Here is a 15153-nt window from a genome sequence, read left to right as displayed (position 1 = left end):
CCGCCACCGACGCCACGATCACCGTCACCGGCGGCAAGGGCGGCGGCGCCTTCCTGCCGGCACCCTCCGGCTGCACCAACGGCACCATCAGCATCCCGCGCGGCACCGTCAGTCTGAAGGGCGGTGACGGCGTGGACGGCGCGGTCGGCAGCACCGGCTGCGCCCTCACCGCCACCGCCGGGTCCGTCAAGGCCACCGGGGGCAAGGGCGGCGCGATCACCACGGGCACCACGACGTACGCCCCGACAGGGGGCGAGGGCGTCAGCGGCGGGACGGTCACGGCCGACCTCCTGACCGCCACCGGCGGGGACGGCGGCTCGTCGAGCCTCGGCGAGGGCGGGTCCGGTGGAGGCGCCGTCAACGACGCGACGGTCACCGCGAGTGCCGTCGTCCTGCGCGGCGGCAACGGCGGCAACGGCGGTGCGGACGGCCGGGGCGGCTCGGGCGGGTACGGCAACGGGGCCAAGAAGATCACCCTGACCGCCCCCAAGGGGACCGTCGCCAACCCCAACAGCTTCACCGCCAACGGCGGCAACGGCGGGACCGACGGCTCGGCCAACGGCACCGGCGGCACCGGCGGCAACGGCGGCGTGGCCAACGCGGGGACGCTCGTCACCGCGGCCCCGGGCGGGTCCGTCCCCGCCGCGACGGTCAACTCCCAGGGCGGCAAGGGCGGCGCGGGCGGCGGCAACACCTGCGCCATCACGTACAACAACGCGCCCGACAGCACCTACAACTGCACCGGCGCGCCCGTCGTCCTGCTCCCCCGGGCTGCGCCAAGGACACCGCCGGCACGACCACCACCTACACCTGCACCCAGGGCCTGCAGCAGGACTGGACGCTCGGCGGCGGCGACACCGTGGTCAACATCTCCAACAGCGGAAGCGGTACGCCCCCCGCCGGCATCGCCGAGGGCGTCACCCTGCGGTACTCGGGCTCCGGCAGCGCCAAGGTCAACGTGCGCGGCGGCAGCAGCGGCCGCTTCACCGAAGCCGGCGCCCCCGGCCTGCTGGGCAGCATCGTCGTCGACGACTCCGCCACCGACGTGGCGGTCGCCGTCACCGGAGGGGACGGCTCCCTCAACCCGCGCCAAGGCACAGCGGGCCCGGGCGGTGACGGCGGTAGGAACTGCACCATCACCGTCCCCAGGGGCAGCGTCACCGTGGCCGGCGGCAGCATCGTCGGCACCACCTCCTTCGGCGGTCACGGCGGCGACGGTGCCGTCGACTGCACGATCACCAATGCCGCAGGCAGTGTGAAGCTCGCCGGTGGCGCCGGGACCAGCAGCACGTATCCGGGCGGAATCGGGGGAAACGGCGGCAACGGCGTGGTCGGCGGCTCCGTGAAGGCGGCCGTCGTCGAAGCGGTCGGCGCCCCGGGCGGGGACAGCGCCTACGCGGGCGGCCGGTCACCGGGTGGCCGCGGCGGCCACGGAATCGCCGGCACCACCGTGACCGCCGACTCCGTCACCACCACCGGCGGCTCCGGCGGGACCGGCGGCGTCGGCTCCACCTACGTCGGCAAGCCCGCCGGCCGGGGCGGCCGCGGCGGGGACGGCGCCTCGGGCGGTACCGTCACCACCACCCGCTACACCGCCACCGCGGGTCCCGGTGGCAAGGGCGGGAGCGGCGCCTCCGACGCCCCCGACCCCGACGGCGTGGCCACCGACTGGACCGTGGGCCTCAACGGCGGCCAGGGCGGTGACGGCGGCAACGGGAACAGCGCCACCGTCACCGGGGCGGCCGGAAAGCCGGCCGTGATCACCGCCACCGGCGCCGCGGCCGGCCCTGGTGGCCAGGCCGGCACCGCGGCCGGCACCACCGGCACCGCGGGGGCGGCCGGCAAGACCGGTGCGGGCAACACCGCCTCCATCACCTTGGCGGGCACCGGCAACACCGTGACCCTCGACACCAACACCGGCAAGATCGACGCCGGCAGCGGCGGTACCAACACCATCGGCATCACCACCAACGACGGCTCCGTCGACGCCAGCTCCGCGCTCGGCAACACCTGCCGGATCACCACCGACAACAATCCGGACGCGACGCTCCACTGCAACCGCGCACCGGCCCCGGCGCCCGTGCCACCGGCACCCCTCCCGGGCCCGTCCCCGACGTCCTCCGCGACCTCGACCGTCAGCCCCGCGCCGACGCCGAGCAGGTCCGCCACGGCAGCCGCCTCCTGCTCACCGGGCAGCCGCGACTCCCACTGCCGCGGCGGCAAGCACCAACTCCCCCAGACCGGAGCCGGGTTCGGCACGTTGATCGCCTCGGTCGCCGCGCTCGCCCTGGTCGGCCTCGGGGCACTCGCCCTGCTGACACGGCAGCACCACCGCCGCCAGCACCGGATGTAGCGGCACAATCCCCGAACGGAACGCCCGGCCCGATCCTTCCGGCCGGGCGTTCCGCCGCTGTGCACCGGAGGGCGGGAGGTGGTCGGCGGATGGTCGCATCAACGGCTGATCCGAGCATCGCGCGCGAGCTGGACCGAACTCGCTAACGCACCGTCAGTTTTCGTGCGTGTCAGGCGAATGCGATTCGCATCGGTGTTGCACTGTCGCTGACGTGTTCACCGCGTGATGAGGAGAAGAGGAAATGGTCGTCAGCAGGAGGTCCGTTCTCGTGACCGCCGGGTTGGTCGTGGTGGCGTCGGTGGCGATGTCGCCCCTGGCGGAGTCGTCCACTCCGGGCAATGGTCGGGTGACGTCGAGGATCGGCCAGATGGTCCGGGTGGAGCCGACCACGACGTCGAAGATCATCGGAGAGTACGCCACCGGCGCCAAGGTGCAGATCGCCTGCAAGGTGCGCGGTCAGAACGTGGACGGCAACGACCTCTGGTACCGGCTCGCCAACCGCAGCGGTTGGATGAGTGCGCGCTTCGTGAAGAACTCGGCTCCGGTGGCTTTCTGCGACGCAACTCCCAAGGAGGAGAAGGTCGTTGAAGGCGTTGTGGGTCCGCAGGGCCCGCAGGGGCCGAAGGGCGACCCCGGCGCGGCCGGAACCCCGGGGGCCAAGGGCGACCCGGGAACGGCCGGGGCCCAGGGACCCAAGGGCGACCCCGGAGCGGCCGGCACAGCCGGAGCGCAAGGGCCGAAGGGTGACCCCGGAGCAGCCGGAGCCCAGGGCCCCAAGGGCGACCCCGGGCCCGCCAAGACCCTGGAAACGCAGGAGGTCGTCGGAGCGACCGTCAACGAGCCCTCCGCCAAGGACGGCAAGGTGACCGCGACCGCGGTCTGCCCGGCCGGGACCAAGGTCGTCGGTGGCGGCTTCGTGCACGGCGTCCGCGACGACACGTCGAAGATCCCCGACTTCTGGTTCTGGGAGAGCCGGGCCGACCTCGCCGCGAACTCGTGGAAGGTGTCCTACCAGCAGAACACCGCGACCGGCGCGACCTTCCCCATCACCCCGTACGCCTACTGCGCGTCCCTGGCCTGACGGAGACGGTGTCCATGTCTTCCTCCCACTCCCTGCCCCACCGACGGTCGGTGGCACTGGCGGCAGCCACCGTCCTCGTCGGCGGGCTGGTCTCGGCCCTGACGCAGGGCCCGGCCCGGGCGGCCGTCGAGAACGGCTGCACCACGTCGGGCACGGTCATCACCTGCCCGTACGGGATCCACGAGCTCGTCGAACTCGACGTCAGCCAGGCGACCGAGGTCGTCATCAACGGCACGGTCGAGGGCCGCGTCTTCAGCGAGACGAGCAGTACGCAGACCATCACCATCACCGCCACGTCCGGCCCCGGCACCAAGCTGCACCCCAACAGCGGTCCTTCGGTCTCCCTCAAGGGTTCCGAGATCACCCTCAAGGTGACCGGCGGTACGGGATACGCCGCGAACGAGGGCGTGCTGGTCATGGAGGGCGGAAAGGCCACGCTCACCGGCGGCCGGAGTGCCAAGGGCGGATCCGGCGCGAAGGCGGGCGACGGCAACAAGGGCTACATCTACGGCACCGGCACCGTCACACTGATCGGCGGGTCGGGCACCGACGGCGGCACGGGCGGCGACGGCACCGCTTTCGCCCAGAACGGCCACACCGGCGGTGTCGGCGGTCTCGGGGGTGCCGGCAACAGCGGCGAGGTGGAGGCCGCCTCGGTCACCTGCACCGGCGGTACCGGCGGCGAAGGCGGCTTCGGCGGCAACTACTACAAGCCTCCGAAGGGCTTCCCCTTCCCGTTCGGAAACGGCGGAACCGGTGGCGAAGGCGGCAGCGGCGGCGCCGGCAACAGCGGCAAGCTGGTCGCCGACACCGTCACCACGTCCGGCGGTACCGGCGGTGAGGGCGGGTTCGCCGGCTCCGGGAACTACGGCGGCCACGGCGGGAGCGGTGGTACCGGCGGCGCGGCCAACAGCGGCACCCTCACCGTCCGCAAGGGCGACACCGAGCTCAACGGCGGTGGCGGCGGCAAGGGCGGCGGCGGGGGCGGCGGCGGTACGCGTGGTGGCACCGGCGGCAGCGGCGGCGGCGGCGGTGCCGGCAACAGCGGGACCCTCACCGCCGCGGCCACCACCGACGAGCCCGCGACCGTGTTCGGCGGCCGGGGCGGCGACGGCGGGCTCGGCGGCGCAGGCGACTCCAACACGCCCACCCCCGGCGGCCCGGGCAACTACGGCGGCGCCGGCGGCATCGGGAACAGCGGCACCCTCACCGCCAAGGAGGTCGCCGTCGCGGGCGGCGACGGAGGCAACGGGAGCAGAGGGGGCAGCGGCGCCGGCAGCGGCGGGCAGGGCGCCGGTGGTTCCGGCGGCGACGGCGGTGCCGGGAACAGCAACAAGCTCAACGGTGCCGACGACACGGACAACAGGATCGGCGTGGCAGGCGGGAGGGGCGGCGACCCCAGCTTCAGCGGGAGCGGCCGCAGGGGAGCCGACGGCGCCGCCAACACCTACGCCGGACGGGTCACCTCCGGCAACAACCCGCCCGGCCTCAACACCATCCTGGCCACCGGCGACAACCGGGGTCTGCTGACGGTGGGCCGGGCCAGGGCCCCGATCAACAACACCATCACCGTCAAGGGCGACAACACCGGGGCCCGCGACCGAGGCATCGACGGCGGACCGACCTTCGCCGTCTGCGAGGTGACGGGCGATCAGGGCCGGAAGGTCAACTGCCTCGCCCCGCGATGACTCCACGGACGTGCGGTGCCCCGGTCCCTCAGGGGCACCGCACGCCGGGGCGCTCCGCCGCCCCTACCCCGGGACGGTGCCCGTGTCGATCTGGCCGAACCGGAACTCGGCCAGTTCGAACGCGGTCGGCTGGACCCGGACCACGCCGGTGTAGGGGCCGCTGAGCTCGACCACCAGGCTCACCCCGAAGGCGACGGACGCGCCGACGAAGCACATCAGCACCAGGTTGCGCGCGTTGGACGTCAGGCCGATCACCGGCGGGGTCGCCAGCACGAAGAACGCTCCGACGAACAGCCCGCCCAGCACCACCTCGGGCACCGCCGCCTTGGTGTCGGCCACCCGGGTGGTCCGCTTGGCGTAGACGTCCGTCAGGTTCCTCACCACGTCCGCCCGGGCGGCCACCTCGTCCGGTGACTCCGCCCGGGCGTGCTCGGCCGTGGTCCGGACGTCGTCGATCGCACGCCAGGCCTGGGCACTGCCGTGCCCGTGCTGCATCTCCCGCCACTCCTCCCCCTTCACCAGCCCCGTGTAGGTGCGGAGTTGGGTCCGGACGAGCACCCGGTCCGGGGCAGCCAGTCCCTTCGCGGTCCAGTACGTCTCGGTCAACGCCCGGGACTCGGCGAAGGTCTGCTCCCGCGCCACGTTCAGCTGCTGCCAGGCACCGGCGATGCTGAAGCCGGTGAACAGGGCGAAGAAGCCGAGCACGGCGGCACCCGAGAAGGCGAGCGCCTGCGGTGAGGTCTCCCCGGCCTTCGACCGCTGCGTCCTGCCGAGCAGCAGGCCCAGGAGCAGGGCCAGGGCGGCCCCCGCCACCGAGACCAGCGCGACGGTCCACATCAGACGGCTCCCCTCTCCGTGCTCAGCGCTTCTTCGGAATGGTGCCGAGCGCCGCGGCGATCGCACAGAGCACCGGAAGGAGGATGGCCAGCAGGAGCGCCATCACCTCGTCCAGCTCGCCGTCCCGCTCGTCCTCCGGCGTGCGTAGTCCGTGTCCCGGCAGGGCGGGACCGGGCCCGACCGGGCCGACGGCGACCGGGCCGACGGCGTCGGCGGGACCACCTGCGGCAGCCCCCGGTGAAGCTCCGGCCGTCTGGGAGCCGGGCGCCGCCGTGGCGGCAGCCGTACCGGCGTCGCCCCCAGGTGCCCCGAACCGGCCCACGGCGCCCGGCGACGCCGCAGCTCCGCCGAGGTACGGCGTCAGCACTCCGAACCGACCGAGGCCCGCCACGAGCGCGTCCGCGCTCGCACCGTCCTGCCGGGCCGCGCCGCTACCGGCCCCACCCACCGCCCCGGCCGCACCTGATCCGCCGGACCCGCTGCTCGGGCGGCCACCGCCGGTGGCCGCCGCTCCGCTTCCCGCGTGAGCGCCGCTCCCACCACCCGTAGCTCCAGCACCTCCGATGCCACCCGGCCCCCCGACCGCACCTGACCCGCCGGAGCCGCCGGACCCGCCCGAACCCCCGGAACCGCCGCCCGACCCGGCGGACCCACCGGACCCACCGGACCCACCCGAACCGCGTCCCCCTTCGTAGCCCGCCGCCGCATCGGCACCCACCGGCCGAGCCCCCAACCGGCGCCCGTCCTCGCCCACCGCGCCGTCGTCGACCACGCCCTCGGCCCTGACCGTCCCCGCCTGCGGTCCGGGCCTGGCCGTCCCCCGCACCGAGCACTCCACCGCACTTCCCGCCCCGAGCCGCTCGACCGCCGCTCCCCCGCCACCGCAGGAGACCGTGTCGGCACCCGGAAGGGTCGAGGCCACCCGGACTCCGTTCACCACTCCATCGCCCAACGCCCATACCCGGTAGCGGAGTTCAACCACGCCTGGCGCCGCAGCGACCGGCCGTGACCTCACCGCCACCCCCGTGCCCGACGGCGGCCCGAGCGGCTCCAGCGCCAACCCCGCCGTCATGCCCACGTACCCGGCACGGGCCGTCGCCACCGCCTTGGGCAGCCCCTGCGCCACCCCCTCCACCCGCACGAGGCTCTCCCGCCGACCCGCCTGAGCGGTGAACCGGACGGCACACTCGACCGTCGCGAGCCGAGGCACCACCAGCGCTCCGTCTCCGCCCCCGCAGTCCGCCCGCCCACCGGGCAGTTCGGGGTCGTCGACCCGGGCGACGAGCCGGTACTCCGCCTTGTTCACCACCCGGTAGACGCGCAGCAGTTGCCCGCCCGACCTGACCGGCACCGAGACGCCCTCGGTGGCGTTCGTACGGACGCTGAGCACCAGCGCGTCCCGGGCCTCGCCGCCGCGGAGTTCGGCCGGGAGGCTCCCCGGCACCGCTCCGACGGCTCCCGCACCACTGCTCAGGCAGCCGACGAGCAGCACCGCCGCCACGGTCGCGCCGCATCGGCGCCGGACTGCGGCCTGGCTGTCGCGGCGCACTTCGGCACCTTCTCGGCAAGCGATCACCCCGCCATGCTTGCCCGACCTCTCCCACGGCCCGGCGCCCCGACGCTCCGAGCAGCGCCAGATTGACTCGATCGGCTCAGACAACTGTTCGCCCACGTCTGAAATGGGCACCCCACAAGGCCTCCGAATCGTCCGTCCCGGGCAGCGCTCCGGCATTCGGATGACAGTGGGTCGCCCCGATGCCCGTCTCCCCATCGGCGCACCGAACGAGTGCCACCCTGACGTTCGTGATTTCACGACGAAAGCTTTTTGCCGTCTCCGGTGCCACCCTTGGCGCCGCCGCACTCCCGGCCGTCTCCGCCGCGACCGCAACTGCCGTCGCCCACAAGGCCGGTGACAGAAGTCCGCACACCACCGATCCGGCCCGTTGGGAGGCGGCCCTGGTCATGGCCCGGCGGATCCTGCTCACCGACGAGCACCACGACGACCTGACGCTGCGTTACTTGAAGCTGCTGACCGGACGGACGGCACTGACCCCCGGCCGAAAACGGGACGTGATCGTCGTGGGTGCCGGCGTGGCCGGGATGGTCGCCGCCCGGGTCCTGCTGGCCGCAGGCCACGAGGTCCGGCTGCTGGAGGCGAACCGGAACCGGGTCGGCGGCCGGGTCAAGACCTTCCGCGGCGAGGTCTGGCAGGACCCGAGGCTGCACGCCGAGGCCGGCGCCATGCGGATCCCGTCCAGCCACGTGCTCACCCTGGCACTGGCCGACCACCTCGGTGTCCGGCGCCGGCCGTTCCACCTGGTCGACGTCCCCCCGGCGCCGGACGCCGTCTCCGGGGACAGCCAGGTGGTCTACCGCTCCTGGACGGGTGAGGAGTTCGCCACCGGTGGGCGCCAGGCCTACCGGGCACCGAGGGGGTGCGGAGGCCGGCTGATCCACGTCAACGGGCAGACCGTCACCAAGGCCGCCTACGAGAACGACCCCGGGCCGGTGAACAAGAGCTTCGGCTGGGACAGCGGCAGCACCGCCGCTCAGGCCTTCGACGAGGCACTCGCCGCGGCCCGCTCCTACACCCAGACCCTTGGCAGCGACGGCAGTTGGACCGACAAGCCGATCGACCAGCGGGTCGAGGGCATGGCCCGGCTGCTCTACGAGCTGGACGACTACTCCCTGCTGCGCTATCTCTCCGAGAAGGCGGACTGGGGCGACGCCCAGCTCCAGGCGGTCGGCACCCTGGAGAACTTCACCAGCCGGCTCTCCTACGGCTTCCTCCACACGGCCTTCGACGTCGCCGACATCAACCCGGCCGTGACCTACTTCGAGTTCGAGGACGGGACCGACGCCCTGACCACGGCGCTCGCCGAGGGACTGGCCATCGAGCAGGACCGGGTCCTCACCGAACTGACCGTCAGGGACGGCCGGGTCACCGTCGTCACCATGCCGGAGACCGGTTCCGAGGACGAGGCGTGCGAGGGTTCGACCGGCGGTGAAGCGAGGACGTACGAGGCGGACGCCGTGGTGCTCGCCGTCCCGTTCGCCGCCCTGCGCCACGTGGACTTCGCGCCGATCCTCCCCTACGGCAAGCGCCGGGCGATCAACGAACTGAACCACGACACCGCCCACAAGGTCCTGGTGGAGTTCACCGAGCGCTGGTGGGAGTGGGACGAGCCCACCTGGCGCGACCGGCTGGGCCCGGACTACCGCCCCGCCCCGCACGGCGACGCCGAGCCGGCGGTGGGCGGGGGCTGCGTCTCGGACCAGGCCAGCCGGTTCGTCTACTTCCCCTCGCACCCGAGCGACCACGGCGCACCGGGCGGGGTCGTCCTCGCCGCGTACAACTGGGCCGAGGACGCGCTGCGCTTCGACGCACTCACCCCGGCCGACCGCCACACCGAGGCGCTCGACCACCTGGCCGACCTGTTCGGCGACCGCATCCGGCGCTACGCCACCGACCGCCACGTCTCGCAGTCCTGGCTCCGCAACCGCTGGGCGCTGGGCGAGGCGGCGATCGAGACCCCGGGGCAGCTGATCAGCCTCGGCCCGCACGTCGCCACCCCGGTGGACGGCCGGATCTACTTCGCGGGCGACCACTGCCAACCGCGCTACCACGCCTGGATCGCGGGCGCGATCGCCTCCGGCGTCGAGGCGGCCGTCCAGCTCAGCGCCGACGCCTGATCCGACGGACCGTCACGGATCCACTCCCTCGGTGGTGGTCGGCTCCGTGGGGAGCCGACCACCACGCGGATCAGGGGCTCGAACGGTCGGCAGGATCGTTTCCTTCGGCTGTTCGGGGGCCTCTGGGCGGCACCGCACCGCCGGCCCGGCCCGTCCCTCGTTGACCGGGCATGACTACCCTCCCCCCACCCGGCACGCTCACCCCGGACCGCACGCAGGGACGGATCGCCGCGTTCGACCTGGTCCTGGCCGTTCTCGCCCAGGACGGCCAGGCGGTCACCACCGTCATCCGCCACCTGCGCACCACCGCCGACCCGGGCCGGTACGCGTACTCCTGTGAGCAGCAGCTGAACGAACTCCTCGCCGACGCACTGACCCAGGTCGGCCTGCTCTCCGGCGGACCGGCCACCACCGCGCGTCCCCATCATCTCCTCGCCGAGCACCTCGCCCGACCCGGCGTCCTGCACCACCCGCCCGAGACCACGCAGGCCGTGGCCGCCCTCGCCGTCGGCGACCTCGGTCCCATGAGGCGCCTGCACGGCACGCCCGGGCTGCTCGCCCGGGCCGTGGCGATCGTCGGGCTCGGCCTGGCCGTACGGTCGCCGCACTGGTTCAGGGGTCTGCTGCGGGCCGACCGGGAGCAGCTGGTGCTCATTCCGAACGGGCGCAACTCCGAAGGGCCTTGATCCGCCCCGCCACACGGGACGGGCCGCGCCGGCGCCCGACCCTACGACCTCATAGGAACTCGGGTTGGCTGGGCACCGACGCCGGGACCGGGGTCCCCCACCGACCCCAACGGAGGCGGCTCCGGCGTCCGGCACTGCCGCGCCGGCGGCAGTGCCGTCCCGTCGAGACTCCGGAGGCCGAACCAGGCCACCACCAGCGGCAGCAGCGTGCAGCTGACGCCCAGCGCCAGACCGATCACCAAGCCGGTGCTCAGACGGCCGTCGACCGCGTCCCCGACCCGCTGGGACCACCAGCGCGGGACGGTCGCCGCCAGGAGGAAGTAGGCCGCGACCAGGACGGCCAGCGCCACGGTGCCCAGCAGCAGCCGCTTGCCCCAGTCGGGGCCCGTGTCCGGCTCCCCGGCCCGATCGGATCTCATGCGTCGATGCTGGCATCCGCGTGCGCCGCGACGCCTGCCGCACTACTCGGTTCGGGCGAGCGCGCCGTGCGGCGAGCGTTCCGGTGCGGGCGGGAGAAGGGGCGCTCTGCCTACGGTGGTCAGGCATTCGCACACCGTTCCGGTAGTGCCACGTCCCCTGGGGAGTTGGTCCGATGGTCCGTAGATTGGCGACGGCGGCAGCCGTCTGCTCCGTACTGGCGACCTTGGTCGCCGCGGCGCCCGCCATGGCGGCGCCCGACCGGCCGGGGGGTGGTGCGGCGGCTGCCAGGTTCCGTCCCGCCGCGCACCACCCGGCGCCCCCGGCCCAGCGGGCCGGGGCGAGTCAGCTCAGCGTTCGCGTCCCCGAACCCCTCCCGGCCAGGGCCGGTGAGAAGACCAGCGTCCGGCCCGTGGTGAAGAACACCGGCGAGGACCGGAGCGCGGCGTTCACCGTGGTGGTCGTCCTCCCCGAGGGCGTGCTCCCCGAGGAGACCCTCCCCGACGACACGTTCTTCCCCGACAACTGCGAGGTCGACGTCCTCACGGTGACCTGTCACTACCCCAAGGGCCTACTCCCGGGGAACACGGCGGTGGCCATCATTCCGGTCCGGATCGCCGCCAACGCCACTGGCGTCCTCAACGGCGGCATGGCCCTGGTCGGCGAGGACACCGTGCCGGACTCGGTCGACGTCGCGCCCTTCGACATCGCGGTGGCCGACACGGTGCTCACCGACGACTAGCCACGAGTCGGCCGACACGTCGGCGGGGCGGTGACCCGGCGCCTGACGCCACGTCACCGCCCCGCCGCCGTCCTGGGATCAGCGGTAGACCCGGACGTAGTCCGAGGCGAAGCTCACCGTGCCGCCCCTCGGGCCCGGGTGGAAGTCACCGGAGCAGAGCGAGAGGTTCAGGATCAGGTAGGCCGTCCAGTTGGCGCCGACCCCCGCCTTGTCCTCGAAGACCTTCACGTCGTTGACGTACCAGTCCACCGTGTTGGCGCGGTAGTGGGTGCCGATGGTGACCCACTCCCCGGGCTTCACCGCCGAGTCGTCGTTCCAGTACTTCTGGGGCAGGGGCTTGGTCGAGACGACGTGGTTGGTCAGCTCCAGCAGGTTCGGGTTGTCGGGGTGGTACTCGAAGGAGTCGATCTCGTTGCCGCCCTGGTGCCAGGTCCACAGGGCCGGCCAGGCGCCCATCTCCTTCGGCATCCGGATCCGGGTCTCGGCGTAGTCGCCGGTCTTCACCATGAACCGTTCGGCCGTGTTCTCGGTGGTGATCAGGCCGGTGTCCCAGGCCTTCTTGCCGCTGGGGAGGGTGAAGGTGCTGGCCTGGGCGCTGAAGACGGCCACGCCGTCGGCCACCGCGACCTTCTGCGGGTCGATCCGGTCGAGCTTGTCGTCGTCCGGGTTGTAGGTGCCGTACCGGTAGGCACTGCTGGTCGTCTTGTTCCACTTGGCCGCGGCGACGTCCGCGTCGAACTCCTCGCGCCAGATCAGCTTCTTGTCGGCCACCGGCGCCGCCGGGTCGGCGGTGGAGGAGCCGGTGACGGTGAAGGTCTGCTCGGGCAGGTTCCGCCAGGTGCCGTTCTGCTCCTGGTAGTACCCGAACAGCCGGTAGGTGCCGGCCGGGAACGACCGGGTGCCGGTCTTGATCGTCACGTCCTCGGTGCAGACCTGCTGGTTCGTCACCGCCCCGGGGAAGTCCAGGTTGTTGTCGGCCGCGTCCCGCACCCCGACGCCCATCACCGCCGCCGTGAAGCACTTCGACGCGTGCAGCGTCAGCTGCCCGGCCACCTGCGCGCCGGCCGCCGCGTCACCCGGGGCGGCCCGGTCCAGCGTCACCACCAACGGGGCCGCCGCCACCGTGAAGGTCTGCTCCGGCAGGTTCTTCCAGGCCCCGCTCTGCTCCTGGTAGTAGCCGAACATCCGGTACGTCCCCGCCGGGAAGGACCGCATGCCGGTCTTGACGGTCAGGCCCTGTGGGCAGATCTGCTGGTTGGTCAAGGCGCCCGGGAAGTCCAGGTTGTTGTTGGCCGCGTCCCGCACCCCGACGCCGACCACGGCCGCGGTGAAGCACTTCGACGCGTCCAGCGTCATCTGACCCGCCACCGGTGTGTTCGGCTCCGCGGTCGTCGGCCCCAGCCGGTCTCCCTTCACCACCAGCGGGGGCTCGGCCACCGTGAGCGTCTGCTCCGGCAGGTTCTTCCACCCGCCGCCGAGCTCCTGGTAGTAGCCGAACATCCGGTACGTCCCCGCCGGGAACGACCGCGTGCCCGTGGTGAGCGTCACCCCCTGCGAGCAGATCTGCTGGTTCGTCAGGCCACCGGGAAAGTCCAGGTTGTTGCCCGCGGCGTCGCGGATGCCCACGCCCAGCGAGGCCACCGTGACGCAGGCCGAGGACTTGACCGACAGCTGGGCCGCGACCGGGGTGTTCGGTGCGGCGGTGGTGGGCGTCAACGACACCTGCGTCACCTGCGGCGACGCGGCCGGCCGGGTGGCCGCCGTCGCCACCGGGGCGGCGAGCAGCAGACTGCCGGTGAGCGCGCCGATTCTGACGGCGCGTGGGAACGAACTGAGCACGGGGATCTCCGAACGGACACGGACGGGCGGACGACGAGCGCCCGGGCCGGACCGACCCGGACAAATCGAACGCTAAGTACGGTGCGTACCCACCACAACCGCACGACTCCATCCGGTGACGACCGTCCTGACGTGCCGTCATCCCTCCGCCACGGGCATCACCCCCGTGGCGGAGGGAGCTTGTCGAGGAAGACCTGGAAGGCGGTGGGGGCCACGCGTGTGACGCCGGCGAACGGGTAGTTCATCTCCTTGATGGTGATCAGGGAGACGGCGACCACCGAGGTCAGCGCCAGCGCCATGACGAGGTGGAGGGCACGGTTCGCCACGCCGAAGGCGACGCAGAACCCCACCGTCACCAGCGCACCGTCGATCAGGGTGATCCAGAGCAGCGGCGGCACCGAGTGCCGGATCTCGTTCAGCCGCTCGCGCCGCCCCGAGGCGAGGTCCTCCAGGTGGGAGAGGGCGTGCTCGTAGAGGGCCTGGCTCCGCGCGTCGGCGGACGGGTTCAGGGCGAAGGTGCCCTCCCGCATGCGGTAGAGGACCGCCGTGGTCCGCTCGTCGCTGCGGCGCTCCGCCATCAGCGGCCATTCGACCTCGACGACCCGGTGGGCGTACTCCAGGGTCAGCCGCTCCAGCGGTGCGCCCTGCTCCACGGGCACCTCCCGGGAGATCCAGTACAGGCCGGCCAGCGCGTCGGCCTCCCGGAAGGTGGCCTCGCGGGCCCGGGGGATGTTGTCCCAGACCGCCACCACGACGAAGGCCAGCAGCACCGCGTAGATCGCCGCCACCGCCGCGAACACGAAGCTGGTCACCTCGTTGTAGCGGGCACGGCGCTGGTGCGGAAGGTACCGGTTCACGACGATCACGAGGAGCGCTGCCAGTAGCAGCGCCATCAGGTACAGCCCCAGGTCCACCCGGCTCATGCCGCTGTGGGTACCACCTGGACGGGCTCCGGAGACCGGATGTCCCCCGAACGGCACAAGGTGCTCGCCGGCGCCCGCGGCACCCGGCGAGCACCACCGTTCAGGCCAGGACGAACGCCTGGTTCCGCGCCGGGAGGAGCGGTTCGAGGGAACCGGCCCAGACCTTGGCCATCTTCGCGTAGCCGGTGACGTTCGGGTGGACTCCGTCGCCGAGGTCCGCCGTGGTGAGCGCCGTCGCCATGTCGACGAAGGTGAGCGGGATGCCCTCGCCCGCCAGCTTCTTGGCCACGGCCTGGACGCCCACGTTGTAGGCGTCCACCGGGAGGCGGGGGTTGGCGATGGGGATGATCGAGGCCAGGTGGATCCTCGCCTTGGGTGCCTGCCGGTTCACTTCGCGGACCAGCTTCTCCAACCGCTCCGGAGCACCGGCCGCGAGCCCGAGGCGCATGTCGTTGGTGCCGATGTGCAGGAGGATCTGGTCCGGTGCCGCCTTGGCCACCAGGCTGCCGCGGGTCACGACGGTCTCGAGCTGCTGGATCGTGTACCCGGAGTAGCCCTCGTGCCGCAGCTCGGGGGCGAACGCCGAGGTCTGCGAACCGACGAAGCGGACGTCACGGCTCGGGGCCTGGATGAGCGGCAGCAGCGGCTTCCGGTACCCCGTCCAGTCCCCGCTGCCGCCCCAGCCCGCCGTGATCGAGTCCCCCAAGGGCAGGATCTTCACCAGGGTGGCCGCCCGCGCCGTCCGTTCCGGGCCGCCGTCGGCCGCCGGTGCGGCGTGCGCGACGCCACCCACCATCAGGACGGCGGCGGCACCGGCGAGCAGGCTGGTCGCCCGCCGTCGGGACGGGCCGCGACCGCCGTGGCGGTCAGAGGTGTTCTTCATGGATGCTCCGT

The 15153-nt window shown here is 73.0% G+C and carries 12 protein-coding genes; 6 read left to right on the top strand and 6 right to left on the bottom strand.

The features are described from left to right. Window positions 1–859 precede the first annotated feature (859 nt). From ACWCYY_RS31855 to ACWCYY_RS31845, 3 genes are all read left to right on the top strand, one after another. Window positions 860–2353: an LPXTG cell wall anchor domain-containing protein gene (locus ACWCYY_RS31855; protein ID WP_449798011.1), complete on the top strand. Its 1494-nt coding sequence runs from the start codon at window positions 860–862 to the stop codon at window positions 2351–2353. 346 nt (window positions 2354–2699) lie between these two features. Further along, a complete protein-coding gene (locus tag ACWCYY_RS31850; protein WP_449798010.1) occupies window positions 2700–3434 on the top strand; it encodes an SH3 domain-containing protein in 735 nt (244 codons plus the stop codon). A 14-nt stretch (window positions 3435–3448) separates the two neighbouring features. Further along, complete coding sequence (locus ACWCYY_RS31845) at window positions 3449–5122, top strand: hypothetical protein (protein WP_449798009.1); 1674 nt, start codon at window positions 3449–3451, stop codon at window positions 5120–5122. Window positions 5123–5185: 63 nt separating this feature from the next. Here the strand turns inward: ACWCYY_RS31845 and ACWCYY_RS31840 are convergent, their stop codons facing one another. Together ACWCYY_RS31840 and ACWCYY_RS31835 are read right to left on the bottom strand one after the other, a co-directional pair. Next, window positions 5186–5959, bottom strand: coding sequence for a bestrophin-like domain (locus ACWCYY_RS31840; RefSeq protein WP_380150400.1), 774 nt, complete (start codon window positions 5957–5959; stop codon window positions 5186–5188). Between the two features lie 22 nt (window positions 5960–5981). Beyond that, a complete protein-coding gene (locus ACWCYY_RS31835) occupies window positions 5982–7508 on the bottom strand; it encodes a hypothetical protein (RefSeq protein ID WP_449798008.1) in 1527 nt (508 codons plus the stop codon). Window positions 7509–7762: 254 nt separating this feature from the next. Here ACWCYY_RS31835 and ACWCYY_RS31830 point away from each other — a divergent pair, with 254 nt between their 5' ends. Continuing rightward, window positions 7763–9652: a flavin monoamine oxidase family protein gene (locus ACWCYY_RS31830; RefSeq protein ID WP_449798007.1), complete on the top strand. Its 1890-nt coding sequence runs from the start codon at window positions 7763–7765 to the stop codon at window positions 9650–9652. Window positions 9653–9822: 170 nt separating this feature from the next. Beyond that, on the top strand, window positions 9823–10338 hold the full coding sequence (locus ACWCYY_RS31825; protein WP_449798006.1) for a hypothetical protein: 516 nt from the start codon (window positions 9823–9825) through the stop codon (window positions 10336–10338). Between the two features lie 41 nt (window positions 10339–10379). On the opposite strand, the gene ACWCYY_RS31820 is transcribed toward ACWCYY_RS31825, so the two are convergent. Then, window positions 10380–10757, bottom strand: coding sequence for a hypothetical protein (locus tag ACWCYY_RS31820; protein ID WP_449798005.1), 378 nt, complete (start codon window positions 10755–10757; stop codon window positions 10380–10382). A 173-nt stretch (window positions 10758–10930) separates the two neighbouring features. On the opposite strand from ACWCYY_RS31820, the gene ACWCYY_RS31815 reads away from it, so the two are divergent. Then, complete coding sequence (locus ACWCYY_RS31815) at window positions 10931–11497, top strand: hypothetical protein (RefSeq protein WP_449798004.1); 567 nt, start codon at window positions 10931–10933, stop codon at window positions 11495–11497. Between the two features lie 78 nt (window positions 11498–11575). On the opposite strand, the gene ACWCYY_RS31810 is transcribed toward ACWCYY_RS31815, so the two are convergent. The 3 genes from ACWCYY_RS31810 to ACWCYY_RS31800 all read right to left on the bottom strand — a co-directional run bounded on the left by ACWCYY_RS31810 (window position 11576) and on the right by ACWCYY_RS31800 (window position 15142). Continuing rightward, window positions 11576–13336 carry a glycoside hydrolase family 16 protein gene (locus ACWCYY_RS31810; RefSeq protein ID WP_449798003.1) on the bottom strand — a complete coding sequence of 587 codons (1761 nt, stop codon included), beginning with the start codon at window positions 13334–13336 and terminating at the stop codon, window positions 11576–11578. 158 nt (window positions 13337–13494) lie between these two features. After that, window positions 13495–14259, bottom strand: coding sequence for a bestrophin-like domain (locus ACWCYY_RS31805; RefSeq protein WP_345289908.1), 765 nt, complete (start codon window positions 14257–14259; stop codon window positions 13495–13497). A gap of 100 nt (window positions 14260–14359) precedes the next feature. Further along, entirely contained in the window at window positions 14360–15142 is a 783-nt protein-coding gene (locus ACWCYY_RS31800; protein WP_449798002.1) for an SGNH/GDSL hydrolase family protein, read from the bottom strand. Window positions 15143–15153: the final 11 nt, after the last annotated feature.

It is taken from the genome of Kitasatospora sp. NPDC001664 (genome assembly GCF_053596675.1).
The sequence above is the reverse complement of the archived record's forward strand: the minus strand, read 5'-3'. Positions and strand labels throughout refer to the sequence as shown.